Below are 15,723 nucleotides of genomic sequence, written 5' to 3' on the forward strand. Positions count from 1 at the left end.
TGCGGCCGAGGGCCGGTGGCAGTTCATCCGGGCTGCCGCCGGCCCTGCGGCGTCCCCGGCGTCGATCGGGGCCGGCACGGCGTGGAATAGTTCTCCTCGCCGGCTTGATGCCGGACAATCATGGCTGGCCCACAGTCAGGAGCAGATCAGCAGATGGCACGCACCACCACGCCCGTCGAGGACGACTTCACCGAACGCATCATCGACGTCGACGTCTCGAACGAGATGGAGTCCTCCTTCCTCGAGTACGCCTACTCGGTCATCTACGCACGGGCCCTGCCCGACGCCCGCGACGGACTGAAGCCCGTGCAGCGCCGCATCCTGTACGGCATGAGCCAGCAGCGGCTCCTGCCCGACCATGCGTTCGTCAAGTGCGCCCGCGTCGTCGGGGACGTCATGGGCAAGCTGCACCCGCACGGCGACTCGGCCATCTACGACGCCCTCGTCCGCATGGGCCAGGACTGGTCGATGCGTCTCAAGCTCGTCGACGGGCACGGCAACTTCGGTTCGCCCGACGCCGGGCCAGCCGCCATGCGCTACACCGAGTGCCGGATGGCCCCGGCGGCGCTCCCGATGATCGACGGTCTGGACGAGGACACCGTCGACTTCCGGCCCAACTACGACGGCAAGGAGACCGAGCCGGCCGTCCTGCCGGCGGCCTTCCCGAACCTGCTCGTCAACGGCGCGACGGGGATCGCCGTCGGCATGGCCACGAACATGCCCTCGCACAATCTCGTCGAGGTCGTCCAGGCGCTCAAGCACCTGTTGAGCCATCCCGACGCCGACCTCGACGAGCTGATGCGCTTCATCCCCGGCCCGGACTTCCCCACCGGCGGGAAGATCGTCGGGATGGACGGCATCCGGGACGCCTACGCCACCGGACGGGGCAGCTTCAAGACCCGCGCCACGGCCCGGATCGAGCAGGTCAGCCCCAGACGACGCGGCATCGTCATCACCGAGCTGCCGTTCGCGGTCGGCCCCGAGAAGATCATCGAGCAGATCAAGCACCTGGTGCAGGGCAAGAAGATCACCGGCATCTCCGACGTGAAGGACCTGACCGACCTGACCAACGGCCTGCGCCTGGTGATCGAGGTCAAGAACGGCATCAACCCCGAGGCCCTGCTCGCTCAGCTGTACAAGCACACGAAGCTCGAGGACTCCTTCGGCATCAACAATGTGGCGCTCGTCGACGGGCAGCCGCGCACCCTCGGCCTCAAGGAGCTGCTGCAGGTCTACCTGGACCACCGCCTCGAGGTCGGCCTGCGCCGCGCCAGTTTCCAGCTCAACAAGGCCCAGGAGCGCCTGCACCTGGTCGAGGGCCTGCTGCTGGCAATGATCGACATCGACGACGTCATCGCGATCATCCGATCCTCGGACGACGCGAACCAGGCCCGCGAACGCCTCATGTCGGCGTTCGAGCTCGACGAGGTGCAGGCCAACTACATCCTCGACATGCAGCTGCGCCGCCTCACCAGGCTCAGCCGCATCGAGCTGGAGGCCGAACGCGACGAGCTGAGGCGCCGCATCGCCGAGCTCACCGAGATCATTGAGAACCCCGAACGGCTGAACGACCTCGTCGCCGCCCAGCTCACCGAGATCGCGGAGCAGTACGGCACGCCGCGCCGCACGGTGCTGCTCGAGGGCTCGGGCGCCGTCCTGCCGGCGGCCACCGAGCCGCTGGAGATCCCCGACGGCCCGTGCTGGGTGATGCTCGGCTCCGCCGGCCTGGTCGCCCGCATGAACCGGCCGGCCGACGCCGCCGACCCCGGCGTGCTGCCCGCCGAGGGGCCGCGCGGGCGCCATGACGTCGTCGTCTCGGCGATCGCGACGACCACGCACGCCGAGTTCGGGGTCGTCACCAACCGGGGCCGGCTGGTCAGGGCGCGCGTCCTCGACCTGCCCGAGACCGTGCAGACGGCCAACGCCCCCAACCTGCGCGGCGGCAGCAGGCTCACCGAGCTCATCGCCCTCGACCGCGGGGAGCGGCCCCTCGCCCTGACCACGCTCGATCCGCAGGGGCCGGGCCTGGCGGTCGGCACCCGCCGCGGCGTGGTCAAGCGGGTCAACCCCGAGGTGCTCTCCCGCGACGCGTGGGAGATCATCCGGCTCGATGACGGCGACGAACTCGTCGGCGCGCTGCAGCTCGTCGCCGAGGACGACGACCTGGTGTTCGTCACCTCGGACGCGCAGCTGCTGCACTTCCCCGCCTCGCTCGTGCGCCCGCAGGGCCGTGGTGGCGGCGGCGTGGCCGGCATCCGACTCGGCGCGGACGCCCAGGCCATCTGGTTCGGCGCCTCCCCGACGACCGGCGCCGTGGTCGTGACCGTGTCGGGTTCCTCGCAGGCCCTGCCGGGCACCCAGGCCGGCAGTGTCAAACTCACCGACTTCGACGAGTACCCGTCGAAGGGCCGGGCCACCGCCGGGGTGCGCTGCCATCGCTTCCTGAAGGGCGAGGACGCCCTGACACTGGCCTGGGTGGGTCCTGCCCCCGCCGTCGCGGCGGCGGCCAGCGGTTCGGCCGTGGACCTGCCTCCGGCAACCGGGAAGCGGGACGGCTCGGGCACCCCCCTCGCCCAGCCCGTCGCGGCGGTCAGCTCCCGCGTCATGCCGCACTGAACCCGCTCCGGGTCACCCTGTCTGCTCTGCGAACCATGCCGCGCGGACCGCGGGCACGGTCTCTGGCTGGGCAATGGCATGCACGCCCTGCGGTTCTCGTGCGTCTTTCCACGAGAACCGCAGGATTGCTGGTGTGGCCGATCGACGGGCGGCGCCGGGCCGCGCTGCCCGTAGACTCGGTCCCATGAGGTTCGCCGTCATCGGAGCCGGCGGCGTGGGCGGTTTTCTCGGCGGACGGCTGGCCCGCGCCGGGCATGACGTGTCCATCGTCGCCCGGGGCCGCACCCTTGAGACGCTGCGTTCGGACGGGCTGCGGCTGACCGGCGACGAGGAGTTCACCGTCCCGGTCATCGCCACCGCGGACCCGGCCGCGATCGGCCCCGTCGACTACGTGCTCAGCTGCGTCAAGGCCACCCAGATCACCGAGGCGCTGGCCACCGCCAGCCCCCTCGTCGGCCCCGGCACGGCCGTCGTCACCACGCAGAACGGCGTGGACGGCCCGCGTCTGACCGCATCCGCCGTCGGTGCCGGGCACACGCTCCCCGGCGTCATGAAGATCTTCGCGATGATCGAACGGCCAGGCGTCATCGCCCGCCGCGGCGGCCCCGGGACGCTTGAGGTCGGCGAGTGGGACAACACCGGCACCGCCCGCGTCCGCGCCCTGCGCGAGGCGCTGGAGGGCGCCGGCGTCGGCTCCCCCGCCCCGGACGACATCTGGGCCGTGCTGTGGCGCAAGGCCATGATGGTGATCCCGCTCGGCGAGCTGGGCGCCATCACCGGGCTGACGCTCGGCCGGCTGCTCGACCGGCCCCAGCTGGCCGACCTGTGGCGGCGCGCCACCGCCGAGATCGCCGCCGTCGCACGGGCGCAGGGCGTCGACGTGGGCGAGGACGCGGTCGACGAGGTCATGGCCTTCAACGCCCAGCAGCCCGCCGACAGCACGGCATCGCTGTGCCGCGACCTGATGGCCGGGCGTCCCAGCGAGCTCGACGCGCAGACCGGGGCGATCGTCCGGCTCGCCCGCGAGGCCTCGGTGCCCGTCCCCCTGCACGACCTCATGTACGAGGTGCTGCGCCTGGGCCGGGCGCAGGCCCGCTGATCAGTCCCGCGCGGCCCCGGCCGTCACCTTCGGCACCTTGGCCAGGAGGACCAGCAGGCCGGCGGCGAGTACGACGGCGATGCCGACGATGCCGAAGTACTGGGTGTTCTCGGCCCCGGTGAGGCGGGCACCGAGACCGACGCACAGGCCGAACATGAGCGGGGCCAGCGGCGAGGCGACGCGGCCGGTCGTCGCGTAGAGTCCGAAGATCTCGCCGCTGCTGCCCGGCGGGATGATGCGGGCCAGATAGCTGCGCGAGGCCGCCTGCGCCGGGCCGACGAAGACGCACAGCGCCAGGCCGAGCACCCAGAAGACGGTGCTGCCCCCCGAGTGCAGGACGAACACCGTGGTGGCCAGGGCGACGAGCATGACGAGCGAGCCGACGATGACCGCCCTGGGCCCGACCCGGTCGTCGAGACGGCCGGAGCAGATCGTGGCGACACCGGCGATGACATTCGCGGCCGCACCGAAGACCACGACCTGCCCGGCACTGAAACCGAAGGTGTTGCGGGCCAGCGCACCGCCGTAGGTGAAGATGCCCGTCAGGCCGTCGCGGAACAGGGCCGAGGCCAGCAGGAACCAGACGACGCGGCGGTCGTGGCGCCACAGCCGCACGATGGTGGCGAGCAGGGCCCGGTAGCTGTCCAGCACGCCGAGCCGGCTGCCGCGCGGCGCCGGGTCGTCCCTCAGCACGAGGAAGGTCGGGATGGTGAAGACGAGCGTCCACGCCCCGCACAGGAGCATGGCGGTGCGCACCGCCATGCCGTGCTCGGCGGTGACGCCGAACAGGCCGACGTCGGGTGCGATGAAGCCGACGTAGATGATCATGAGCGCGAAGATGCCGCCGAGATAGCCCATGCCCCAGCCCAGGCCCGAGACGCGCCCGACGTTCCGGGGCGTCGAGACGCGGTCGAGGACGCCGTTGTAGACCGAGCCGGCGACCTCGGATGCGACCGTGCCCAGGCCCAGCATGACGAAACCCGCCCACAGGTAGGCGGGCTCGTCGGCGATGAGGAACAGGGCGGCGTTGATGAGCGCCACGGCCCAGGTGAGGACGCGCAGGGTGCTCATCGTCCGGCCGGTGCGGTCGGTGTTCTGGCCCAGCACGGGGGCGATGAGGGCGATCGTGACGGAGGCGACCGTCATGCAGACCGACTGCACGTAGGCGGTGTGGTTGGCCGAGCCGAACGAGGGGCCGACCAGGTAGACGGAGAAGACGAAGGTCGTGACGACCGTGTTCCACGGCTGGGTGCCCCAGTCCCACAGGGCCCAGGCCAGCACGCGGGTGCGCGAGGCGGCACCGGGCGGTGCGGGAGCGGCCGGGGGCGCGGCGGGCCTGGACGGGGGCGGCGTACTGGCTGAGCTCACCGCCCCAGGCTACGGGCAGGACCGGCGGCCGGGCGGGTGTCCCGGCGGCCGGACACCGGGCTCACACGTCGATGCGGTCCTCGTCGAGCTGGTAGGCGCCGGCGACGATGAACTCCTTGCGCGGGGCCACCTCGTTGCCCATGAGCAGCTCGAAGGTCGTGGAGGCGGCCTCGGCGTCGTCGATCGTGATGCGCCGCAGCATGCGGTGGCGCGGATTCATCGTCGTGTCGGCCAGCTGGTCGGCGTCCATCTCGCCCAGGCCCTTGTAGCGCTGGGGCTCCTTGAAGCGGATCTTCTTCTTCGTCAGCTCGGCCATCTTCCGCTGGTACTCGGGATCGGAGTACGTGTAGATGTACTTGTCCATGCCCTTCTTCGGGTTCGTCAGCTCGAACCGGTGCAGCGGCGGGACGGCGCTGTAGACCCGGCCGGCCTCGATCATCGGGCGCATGTAGCGGAAGAACAGCGTGGCCAGCAGGCAGCGGATGTGGGCGCCGTCGGAGTCGGCGTCGGCCATGAAGATGACTTTGCCGTAGCGCGCCTGGTCCAGGTCGAAGCTGGCCCCCGAGCCCGCGCCGACCACCTGGATGATCGAGGAGCACTCGAGGTTCTTCAGCATGTCGCCGAGCGAGGCCTTCTGCACGTTGAGGATCTTGCCGCGGATGGGCAGCAGGGCCTGGAACTCGCTGTCGCGGGCGCGCAGCGCGGTGCCCAGGGCCGAGTCGCCCTCGACGATGAACAGCTCGCTGCGCTCGCCGTCCGCGCTGCGGCAGTCCTTCAGCTTGGGCGGCATGGAGCTGGACTCGAGCGCGTTCTTGCGGCGCTGGTTCTCGCGGTGGGCACGTGCGGCCCGGCGGGCGCGCGAGGCGTTGACGACCTTCTCCATGAGCGTGCGGGCCTGGGCTCGCACGGCGGGTTTTGTGGAGTTGAGGTACTCCCCCATCTGGTCCTCGACGATCCTCGCGACGAGCCGGGTGACCGGCGGGGTGCCGAGCACCTCCTTGGTCTGGCCCTCGAACTGCGGCTCGGGCAGGCGCACCGTGACGACGGCCGTGAGGCCCTCGAGGATGTCCTCCTTGGTGACGTCATCGCCCGACTTGAGCAGGCGCGTGCCGTCCAGCCCGGCGGCGAAGGCCCTGGCCAGGCCGCGCTCGAAACCCTGGACGTGGGTGCCGCCCTTGGGGGTGGCGATGATGTTGACGAAGGAGCGCTCGACGGTGTCGTAGCCGTTGTCCCAGATGACGGCGATGTCGACGTCGAGCCGGCGCTCCACGTCGGTGGGGGTCATGGCGCCCCCGGCGTCGAGCACCGGGACGGTCTCGACGAACGAGTCGGAGCCCTGCAGGCGCAGCACCTCGGTGACGGGTTCGCCGGTGCTCAGGAAGTCGGCGAACTCGCTGATGCCGCTGTCGTGCCGGAAGGACTCGACGGCCGGCTCGGGGCCGCGTTCGTCGTCGACGACGATCTCCAGGCCGGGCACGAGGAAGCTGGTCTGGCGGGCCCGCTCGACGAGCTTCTCGACCGACAGCTGGGCGTCCTTGAGGAAGATCTGGCGGTCGGGCCAGTAGGTGACGCGCGTGCCGGTGACGCCCTTGGCCACCCTGCCGACCTTGCGCAGCCCGCTGCCCGGGGTGAAGGCGGCGTCGGGGCCGTCGCCGTCGAAGACGCCGGGGATGCCCCGCTGGAAACTCATCGTCCACGTGGCGCCGTCGCGGTCGACCTCGACGTCGAGGCGCGAGCTCAGGGCGTTGACCACCGAGGCGCCCACGCCGTGCAGTCCGCCGGCCGCGCCGTAGGAGCCGGCGCCGAACTTGCCGCCGGCGTGCAGCTTGGTGAAGACCACCTCGACACCGGTCAGGCCGGTGCGGGGCTCGATGTCGACGGGGATGCCGCGGGCCCGGTCGGCCACGTGGATCGACCCGTCGGCACGCAGCTCGACCCGGATGACGTCGCCGAAGCCGGCGAGCGCCTCGTCGACCGCGTTGTCGATGATCTCCCACAGGCAGTGCATGAGGCCGCGGGTGTCCGTGGAGCCGATGTACATGGCGGGGCGCTTGCGGACCGCCTCGAGCCCTTCGAGGACGAGGAGGTTCTTCGCGCCGTAGGAACGCGCCGTCCCGGGCTTGTCGGACTTCTTGCGGGTCATCGTGGTTGACACGAGCGAAACTTTATCGGCGGGCACCAACAATCCCGGTGAGCGGCAGGCCCGCCGGCGCCGGTTCGCCGCAAACGGCACGCCTGTTGTGCGCGGCGCGTACTGTGGTGAACGTGAGCACGCCTGTTGTTGAGAACACCCGACTGACCGCAGCCGACCGCTGCGACCGATGCGGTGCCCAGGCCCACCTGCGGGTGAGCCTCGCGAGCGGCGGCACGCTTCTGTTCTGCGCGCATCATGCCCGCGCGCACGCCGAGAAGATCAAGGAGGTCGCCGTCCGTCTCGAGGGCGACACCTCCCTTCTCGGCAGCTGACCGCCCGAGGTCCGCTGGGGCAGACAGCACCGATTCGTCCGCGAGGCGCACGCGGCGCCGACCAGCGCCCGGCCGACGCCGGTGGGCCGCCCGGTAGGAACTGCCCGGCGGTGCGGCGTCCGATCAGTCCAGGTAGTCGCGCAGCACCTGGGAACGGCTGGGATGCCGCAGCTTGCTCATGGTCTTGGACTCGATCTGGCGGATGCGCTCGCGCGTCACGCCGTAGACCTTGCCGATCTCGTCGAGGGTCTTGGGCTGGCCGTCGGTCAGGCCGAAACGCATCGAGACGACACCGGCCTCACGCTCGGAGAGAGTGTCGAGCACGTCGTGCAGCTGCTCCTGCAGGAGCGTGAAGTTCACGGCGTCGGCCGGGACGATGGCCTCCGAGTCCTCGATGAGGTCACCGAACTCCGAGTCGCCGTCCTCGCCGAGCGGGGTGTGCAGGCTGATCGGCTCACGACCGTACTTCTGCACCTCGATGACCTTCTCGGGGGTCATGTCGAGTTCGACGGCGAGCTCCTCGGGTGTGGGCTCGCGCCCGAGGTCCTGCAGCATCTGGCGCTGGACCCGGGCGAGCTTGTTGATGACCTCGACCATGTGGACGGGGATGCGGATGGTGCGGGCCTGGTCGGCCATGGCGCGGGTGATGGCCTGCTTGATCCACCAGGTTGCGTAGGTGCTGAACTTGTAGCCCTTGGTGTAGTCGAACTTCTCGACCGCGCGGATCAGGCCGAGGTTGCCCTCCTGGATGAGGTCGAGGAAGAGCATGCCGCGGCCGGTGTACCGCTTGGCCAGTGAGACGACCAGACGCAGGTTGGCCTCGAGCAGGTGGTTCTTGGCGCGGTGCCCGTCCTCGGCGATCCACTCGAAGTCCTCGATGTCGCTGGCCTTGATCTTCTCGCGGTGCTGGGCGAGCTGCTCGTCCGCGAAGAGACCTGCCTCGATGCGCTTGGCCAGGTCGACCTCCTGGGCGGCGTTCAGCAGGGCGACCTTGCCGATCTGCTTGAGGTAGTCCTTGACCGGGTCGGCCGTGGCGCCGGCGACGGTCACCTGCTGCTCGGGCTCATCGGCATCGTCCTGGTCGGACAGGCTGAAGCCGGTGTCCTCGTTGATCTCGGCCTCGTCCTTCTCGGCCTCCTTGTGGTCGAACGCCGACTCGTCGACGTCGTCGAGGCTGCGTTTCTTGCCGCCGGCGCGCACCACGATGTCATCGCCGTCCCGTTCGAAGGTGACCTCGATGCCATCGGCCTCGGCGGTTCCCGCGGTCTTTCCGGCCATGACCTGCGTCAGGGCCGCCTTGTTCGTCGTGTTCTTGGCGGCCGTCCGTGTCTTCTTGGTGTTCTGGGCGGTGCCCTTCTTCGCTGTCGACGCGGAGCTGCGGGTGGTCTTCTTCGCGGCGCGCTGGCCTGCTGTGGTCTTGACGGTGGTGCTCTTGGAGCGGGTACGAGTCGTCGTCTTCTCGGCCGATACGGCGTCGGCATCTACGGAGGTCTGGGCCGGGTTCTTGGTACGAGCCGTCACGGGGGACCTTTCCAGCTAGTGAAGCGTTCGACGAGCCCGGAATGGACCCGGGTTCAGGGCGTACTCAGGGCTGTGCGCGTCAAGAGGACGTCATCTCCAAGTGTGACACCCGGCAACAAATGGCAGCGGCCGAACTCCCGCCGATGAGATGCTTTAGTGTTCTACCATTCGGCCGATGACGCCGCCCGGGCACGGGACCACCCGCGCCCGACCGGGCCAGAACACCTGAGACCGGCGTCGGGGCCGCCGCCCTCGGGGCATCAGACCGTGGTTGCACGATTACCCGCGGTTGCGCCTCTTTTCAACTTTTCACTGGCAACCGGAATGGTTTTCGCCTCTCGCGTTGTTAGACACTATGGACGACGGAAGGGAACCGATGGAGAAAACTCGCGCACGCAGCAACGACGGCATCGACGGCAAGGACTCGGTGGGCCTCTACCTCGAGTCGATCGCCAAGACGCCGCTGCTCGATGCAGCCGAAGAGGTCGAGCTCGCTCGACTCATCGAAGCCGGTCAGTACGCCCAGGCGATCCTGCGCGGGGACGCCGAGACCTCAAGTGACGCCACACGCGAGGAGCTGGAGCTCATCGCGGAGGAGGGTGAGCGCGCCATGCAGCACTTCGTGCGCGCCAACCTGCGTCTGGTGGTCTCCGTGGCCCGCAAGTACGGTCGCTCTCAGATGCCGCTCCTCGACCTTGTCCAGGAGGGCAACACCGGCCTGATTCGCGCGGTCGAGAAGTTCGACTACGCGAAGGGGTTCAAGTTCAGCACCTACGCCACGTGGTGGGTCCGTCAGGCCATCAGCCGTGGCATCGCCCAGCAGGGCCGTATCGTGCGGCTGCCCGTCCACGTGGCGGAGCAGGTCAACCAGATCCTGGCGGTGCGTCGCAACCTCGAACGCAACCTGGGCCGCGAGCCCGAGGTGGCGGAGATCGCCGAGGAGCTCGGCGTCGAGGAGTCGAAGGTCGTCGACCTCATCCGCTACTCGCGCGAGCACGTCAGCCTCGACGCCCCTGTCGAGGACGACGGTGACACCTCGCTCGGCGATCTCATCGCCCGCGAGACCGCGCCCGGGCCCGACGAGCTCGTGCTCGACGCGGAGGACCGCACGCGTCTTGAGGGCATGCTCTCGGACCTGGACGAGCGCTCCGCCGACGTCATGCGCCGCCGCTACGGCCTGCTCGACGGCCGCCAGGCCAAGCTGGCCGACATCGGCGCCGTCTGGGGCATCACCGCCGAACGAGTCCGCCAGATCGAGAGGGCCGCTCTCAACCAGCTGCGCCAGACCGCCTCGGTGTGACGCCGCCGAGCCGACTCGGGCGATAGACGCGGTGAGGGGCCGCGATCCGTAACGGATCGCGGCCCCTCACCGCGTTCTGAGGAGGAACCGCACGGTCTGGTCAGGTGAGAATCTCGCGTTCTGTTCCGAGCACCCGGATGAGGCCCTCCTGCGAGCACGAGGCGACGAGCTTGCCGTTCTGGAAGAGCCTTCCGGTGGCGATGCCCAGGCTGTTGGAGGCCGAGGGCGAGAGCATGTCGTAGAGCAGCCACTGGTCGGCGCGGACCGCGCGGTGGAAGTGCATGATGTGGTCGAGCGTGGCCACCTGCAGGTGCGGCGACATGTAGGTGACCGAGTGCGGGATCACCGTCACCGACAGCAGGGTCAGGTCCGACAGGTAGGCCAGCACGGCCTGGTGGATGGCGTTCTCGTCGGCGGGCAGGGCCTCCGTCGTCCGCACCCAGACACGCATGTGCGCGGGGTGGTTGGCCGGCTCGATGATCCCGCCCTTGCTGGAGTCGCCGGCGAAACGCACGTCCAGGGCGTCCCACTCGTGCCACAAGGGCGAGGCCCCGTAGCGCTCCTCACTGATGTCGAGGAACCCCGGGCAGTCCTCCGGGGGCGGCACCTGCGCCGCGATCGGGTCCGAGTGGTCGAGGCCCTCCTCCATCTCGTGGAAGGAGTAGGAGCCGGTGAAGATCGTCCGGCCGTCCTGCAGGGCCGTGACGCGGCGCATCGAGAAGGTCCGCCCGTCACGCAACGGCTCGACGACGTACTCGATGTCGCCGGACGCCTGGCCCGGGCGGATGAAGTAGGAGTTCAGGGAGTGCGCGACCCTGCTCTCCGGAACGGTGCGGTAGGCGGCCATGAGGGACTGGGCGAGCACCTGCCCACCGTAGGTGCGTTGCATCATCGTCCGCGGGTGACGCCCGATGAAGACGCTGTCGGGATCCTGGGTCAGACGCAGCAGGTCGACGAGTTCAGCTGTTGTTGCCGGCATGGTCCAACTCTGCCACGACCCGGGCCCGCGGTCAGCCGGTCGGGGCCTGCTCCCCGCGTCCGTCATCGTCCGACGGGGTCTCCTCGACGGCGTCCTGGATGCGTCGACCCAGCCGCTCGGCCCGCTCCGAGATCCGCTCGCCCAGGCCGCTGGAGGCCTCGACGACCTGGTCGCTGACCTGCGTCGCCCTCTCGCGCACCCCGACCGACCAGGCGTCGATCCTGTCGATGGCCGCGCCCGAGCGTCGGCGCGCCCGGTTGAACGCGGCGGCACCGTTGTCCACCGCCGCGTCGAGTCCCTTGTCGAGCCGGGATGCGGCGCGGGACGCGAACGCACCGCCCTTCTCGCGGGCGGCCCTGGCGTACTCCCCGGCCTGCTCGCCCGTCCTGCCCGCGGCCCTCCTGCCATGTGAGAGCAGGGAGCGCAGTCGACCCATCGTGCCGGTGGTCTCCTGCTCGGAATCACTCATGGGACCCTCCTGGGATCGGGGACGTCCCCATCGTGCCGCACCCCGGGACCGGCGGGCAATGGGCCGGCGCGCCGATGACGTAGGATCGTGACCTGTCGGCCACGAGTGCCGGCAAGCGTGCCACTCACCCGCCACCCCGTGTCCACGCCGATGAATGGAATCGCCCGTGTCCAAGAGCACCGCCCTGGGCGAGGAGGCCACTCGCCCCAGGCTCCAGCACTCCCCCTCACTGCCCGACCCGCTGCGGCCCGGGGTGCAGGGTTGCCCCACGTGGATCGGCGGCGCCGACGACCACCTGGCCGCCTGGGTGCACACCCCCGCCTCGGGCACCGCCACGGGTGTCGTCGTCATCGCGGGCCCGGTCGGCCGCGAGTCCGTCATCACGTTCCGCACCCTGAGGACCCTCGCGATCGCCTGCGCCCGCGCCGGGCTGGTCGCCGTGCGCTTCGCCTGGCGGGGCGACGCGGACTCCCACGGGCTCACCGCGGAAACCGATCCGGCCGAGGCCTGGCGCTCGGACCTGACCCGGGTGCAGCAGTACGCCGCCGGGCTCCTGCCCTCGCACCCGGTGACAACGGTGGGGCTGCGCCTGGGCTGCGCCGTCGCGGCCCGCACCAGCGCGGTGGAGCACCTCATCAGCTGGGAGCCGATCGACGGACGACGCCAGCTGCGCGAGCAGCAGCTGCTGCGCAGCGTCGCGGTGCAGATCGCCCCCGAACCCGGCCTCACCGAGACACCTGGCCGGCACTGGACCTCCGCCCAGGCCGCATCCCTGCGAACACTGCGCCTCGAGACCGGGCCGGGCACCGAGGTGCGCGTGATCACCGAGGAGGACCGTGAGGCAACCGAACGGCTGTACGCCGTCGCCCCGCACCTGTCCAGGGTGCCGTGGGCGAGGATCGGCCAGATCGTCGCGATGATCCCGCGCGGGGCCCCGGGCACCGTCGAGTTCTCACCCGCCTGGTCCGTGCGCTCCAGCTGCGGCGGCACGTCGATCATCGAGGAGTTCGTGAGCGTCGACGGGCTGCCCGGCGTCCTGACCAGGCCGGCGGGCGAACCCCGGCTGGCCGTCGTCTTCACCAGCATCGGCGGCGAGCCGCGCGACGGCGGCACCGGGCTGTGGGCCCAGAGCGCACGCGAACTCGCCGCCGCCGGGGCCGCCAGCCTGCGATGCGACCGCACCGACCAGGGCGACGCCTACACCGGTGTCACCGACGGCGAACCCAACCCGTTCAACGACCAGGGCGTCATGGACTGCGTCAGCGCCCTGCGCGCCATGCACCGCGCCGTGCCGGGCGTTCCGGTGATGGCCGTCGGGGCGTGCATCGGCATGTGGCTGTTCGGCCGCGCCGCCGCCCACGCGCGCATCGACCACATGGTCGTCCTCAACCCGACGGGCTGGAATCCCAGGCCACGCCACTACCGCAAGGTCCTCGAGGGCCCCTGGCTGAAGCAGTACCTGCAGCACCTGCGCGTCGACCGTCCCCTCACCGCCGGAGCCGCCGACGACGGGTGCACGCCCTACCAGCGGGCCAAGAGGTCCGCCAAGCGAGCCCGCCTGCGCCTGCTGCAGGCCATGCCCCGCCGTACCTGGACGGCGCTGGCCGGGCTCGGCGTCCTCGACGACGCGGCGGTCCTGCTCGGCCAGATCCCGCCGACGACGGCCGTCGAGATACACGTCGGCGAGGACGACGCCCCGCACTGGCGCACCGAGCGCGGCGACGAGGCCGTCGCCCGCCTCGACCGGCGAGGGCGGGCCGTCACGAGCAGTGCCGAGCGGACGCTCGACCACTCGCTGCTCGCCCATGCATCGCGGGCCCGGGCGCGCCGGATCATCCTTGACGCCGCCGCGAGACTCGCGGCAGGAGGCGCCCCAGCAGCTGCCGCGCACGGGTCGGGGACGGCTCCTCGGCCTTGACCGTCCGGCCCGTGCTGGGCACGTACAGGTCGTTCGTGTGCGGATGACGCCGATGGAACCAGGCCCCGTCGACCTTCTTCCTGAAGACTGCCGGGTTGCCGGCGTACAGGCCCTCGGGACGTTCGTCCCCGCGAGGGCGCAGCATGGTGGAGCCGGCGGCCAGCACCGATCTCGCCGGCAGGTCCGCGCCGCCGAGCAGCAGGCAGCGGGTGCCGACGAAGCTGCGTTCGCCGATCGTCACCGGGTAGGCGGCCTGGGCGTCACGGCCCAGGTCGACGCTGTGCGTCAGGACGTTCGTGCCGTGGCCGGCGATCGTGGCGAAGGAACGCACGCGCACCGCGGCGGAGCAGTCGAGCTGGTGGCGGCTGAGCACCTTGGCGCCGGTCTCCAGGAAGAGGCCGTTCGGTTCCGGGTAGTGGGCCTTGTAGGTGGGGTGGGCCGAGATGAGGTTGAACTTGCCCAGCAGCGCCTCATCGGCGACCTCGACGGCGCTGAGGTGGCGGATCATGTTCCCGGCGAGCACGAGCGCGCCGTCGCCGACGGTGAACTCGTCGACGTCCCACACGAAATTCGGGGCGGCGACCGCCGCCGGGGCGACATGATGGCCCAGACGGGTCAGCAGGCGGTTCTTCGCGCCGCAGGCGGGTAACAGCCACGCCAGGGCCCTGGCCATTGTCAGGGGGCGGGTAGCGGACATCCGGGGACGCTCCTCTCTGGTGTTCTGCAGCGTATCGGAGTTTCGGCGGCGGCGCCCTGGAAGAGCGGCGGCCCCGAGCCACCACCGGGGCGAGCAGGGCGGCGGGCCAGTCTCGCCTGCGCCGCGTCCACCCATGGCCGCGCGATGCGCTCGAGGACGGCCAGCGCCACCAGGAAGTCCTGGATGCGCATCGTCATGCGGGTGTTGTACTCGCAGAACTGCACTGCCGCGATGACGCCCAGGGCGATGCCGCCGGCGAGCGCCACCGGCATCGTGGCGTTCGTACTGCGTCCCAGCGAGAGCAGGCAGCACCTGGTGAGCAGGCCGAAGGCCACGACCGAGCCGACCACGCCGGCGACGCCCCACAGGGAGGCCCACTCGCCCACCGCGGAGAACGGGATGTAGGTGTGGACGCGCATCTGGTCGGCGATGTCCGGCCACCCCGCCAGGCCGGAGGGCAGCGGGTTCAGTTCGACGAGCAGGTGATCCAGGGTGATCCAGGGCACGCGCGAGCAGTAGATGAGCAGCGGGACGATGAAGGCGATGTTCTCGGCGAAGGTGCTCCCGGTCGAGGACAGATACCCCGGATCGGTCACGAGATCGGCAGTGGCATCCCAGTACGGGATGAGGCCGTGGGTCGCCTGGCCGCGGTTGTTGAGGGGGATGGGCAGGGTCAACAGGGCGAAGGCCAGGCCGCCCAGCCACGCCCACCACGCCACCCGCCGTCCCCCCATGACCCGCCCCAGCAGGTGGAGCACGACGACGCCGCAGAGGACGCGCGTCGCCGAGCCGAACATGAACACGACCGAGACGGCGAGGAAGAGCGCACCGAGCACCGGGTGCCGCTGCCCGATCATGCCGGCCAGCATCGGCAGCAGCGGCAGGGCGGCGCCGGCGACCACGACCACCATGTGCGGCGCCGATGTCATGAGGTAGTCGGTGGCGAAGAAGAGGTACTGGCCCTTGGCCGCGGCATTCGTCACGATGACGACCAGCCCGAGCACGATCCACAGGGGCATGAGGACCGCGACGGGTTCACGGGTGCGCTCGGTGACCTCGGCCAGGGTCAGCCCCGGGCCCAGTGGCAGCGCGAGCGCGACGAGCGAGCCGACCACGATCGCGGCGACCAGACGCACGGCGGTGTCGTGGTCGTAGACCTGCCAGACGTTCACGAACGGGCCCCGCTCCCCGGGTGAGGGCCGGCGGACGGCCCACTCGGCCACCGGGAGGCAGACGAGGAAGAGGAGCCCGACGATGAGGACCGGCAGACGGTCGATGGTCACCCTCATG

12 protein-coding genes are annotated in these 15,723 nt (G+C 70.6%); 5 read left to right on the top strand and 7 right to left on the bottom strand.

Features of this window, described 5'->3' with window-relative positions; translation table 11 throughout:
- Positions 1-153 precede the first annotated feature (153 nt).
- Together PROPJV5_RS02930 and PROPJV5_RS02935 are read left to right on the top strand one after the other, a co-directional pair.
- Positions 154-2,616, top strand: coding sequence for a DNA gyrase/topoisomerase IV subunit A (locus PROPJV5_RS02930; protein ID WP_119714834.1), 2,463 nt, complete (start codon positions 154-156; stop codon positions 2,614-2,616).
- A 184-nt stretch (positions 2,617-2,800) separates the two neighbouring features.
- On the top strand, positions 2,801-3,715 hold the full coding sequence (locus PROPJV5_RS02935; protein ID WP_182858549.1) for a 2-dehydropantoate 2-reductase: 915 nt from the start codon (positions 2,801-2,803) through the stop codon (positions 3,713-3,715).
- On the opposite strand, the gene PROPJV5_RS02940 is transcribed toward PROPJV5_RS02935, so the two are convergent.
- Together PROPJV5_RS02940 and PROPJV5_RS02945 are read right to left on the bottom strand one after the other, a co-directional pair.
- The gene (locus PROPJV5_RS02940) at positions 3,716-4,996 is read right to left on the bottom strand and encodes an MFS transporter (protein WP_239018382.1); all 1,281 of its coding nucleotides are present in this window, start codon (positions 4,994-4,996) and stop codon (positions 3,716-3,718) included.
- Positions 4,997-5,144: 148 nt separating this feature from the next.
- Complete coding sequence (locus PROPJV5_RS02945; protein WP_119714837.1) at positions 5,145-7,226, bottom strand: DNA gyrase/topoisomerase IV subunit B; 2,082 nt, start codon at positions 7,224-7,226, stop codon at positions 5,145-5,147.
- 113 nt (positions 7,227-7,339) lie between these two features.
- Here PROPJV5_RS02945 and PROPJV5_RS02950 point away from each other — a divergent pair, with 113 nt between their 5' ends.
- Positions 7,340-7,549, top strand: coding sequence for a DUF7455 domain-containing protein (locus PROPJV5_RS02950; protein WP_420812713.1), 210 nt, complete (start codon positions 7,340-7,342; stop codon positions 7,547-7,549).
- Positions 7,550-7,672: 123 nt separating this feature from the next.
- Here PROPJV5_RS02950 and PROPJV5_RS02955 read toward each other — a convergent pair whose 3' ends face one another.
- Positions 7,673-9,085: an RNA polymerase sigma factor gene (locus PROPJV5_RS02955; RefSeq protein ID WP_119714838.1), complete on the bottom strand. Its 1,413-nt coding sequence runs from the start codon at positions 9,083-9,085 to the stop codon at positions 7,673-7,675.
- 361 nt (positions 9,086-9,446) lie between these two features.
- Between PROPJV5_RS02955 and PROPJV5_RS02960 the strand changes: the two genes are divergently transcribed.
- Positions 9,447-10,370, top strand: coding sequence for a sigma-70 family RNA polymerase sigma factor (locus tag PROPJV5_RS02960; protein WP_119161243.1), 924 nt, complete (start codon positions 9,447-9,449; stop codon positions 10,368-10,370).
- Between the two features lie 100 nt (positions 10,371-10,470).
- On the opposite strand, the gene PROPJV5_RS02965 is transcribed toward PROPJV5_RS02960, so the two are convergent.
- Positions 10,471-11,349: an acyl-CoA thioesterase gene (locus tag PROPJV5_RS02965; protein ID WP_119714839.1), complete on the bottom strand. Its 879-nt coding sequence runs from the start codon at positions 11,347-11,349 to the stop codon at positions 10,471-10,473.
- 31 nt (positions 11,350-11,380) lie between these two features.
- The gene (locus PROPJV5_RS02970; protein WP_119714840.1) at positions 11,381-11,818 is read right to left on the bottom strand and encodes a hypothetical protein; all 438 of its coding nucleotides are present in this window, start codon (positions 11,816-11,818) and stop codon (positions 11,381-11,383) included.
- 166 nt (positions 11,819-11,984) lie between these two features.
- Between PROPJV5_RS02970 and PROPJV5_RS02975 the strand changes: the two genes are divergently transcribed.
- Positions 11,985-13,736 (top strand): alpha/beta hydrolase family protein, encoded by a 1,752-nt coding sequence (locus tag PROPJV5_RS02975; RefSeq protein ID WP_119714841.1) that lies wholly within the window; start codon positions 11,985-11,987, stop codon positions 13,734-13,736.
- Here PROPJV5_RS02975 and PROPJV5_RS02980 read toward each other — a convergent pair.
- Together PROPJV5_RS02980 and PROPJV5_RS02985 are read right to left on the bottom strand one after the other, a co-directional pair.
- A complete protein-coding gene (locus PROPJV5_RS02980) occupies positions 13,651-14,433 on the bottom strand; it encodes an acyltransferase (RefSeq protein WP_147385329.1) in 783 nt (260 codons plus the stop codon). The two genes, PROPJV5_RS02975 and PROPJV5_RS02980, sit on opposite strands and share 86 nt — an antisense overlap.
- Positions 14,412-15,722, bottom strand: coding sequence for a hypothetical protein (locus PROPJV5_RS02985; RefSeq protein ID WP_147385330.1), 1,311 nt, complete (start codon positions 15,720-15,722; stop codon positions 14,412-14,414). The genes PROPJV5_RS02980 and PROPJV5_RS02985 overlap by 22 nt, the downstream gene beginning before the upstream one ends.
- Position 15,723 lies beyond the last annotated feature (1 nt).

Origin of the sequence: Propionibacterium ruminifibrarum, from assembly GCF_900289195.1 — a bacterium.
Lineage (GTDB): Bacteria > Actinomycetota > Actinomycetes > Propionibacteriales > Propionibacteriaceae > Propionibacterium > Propionibacterium ruminifibrarum.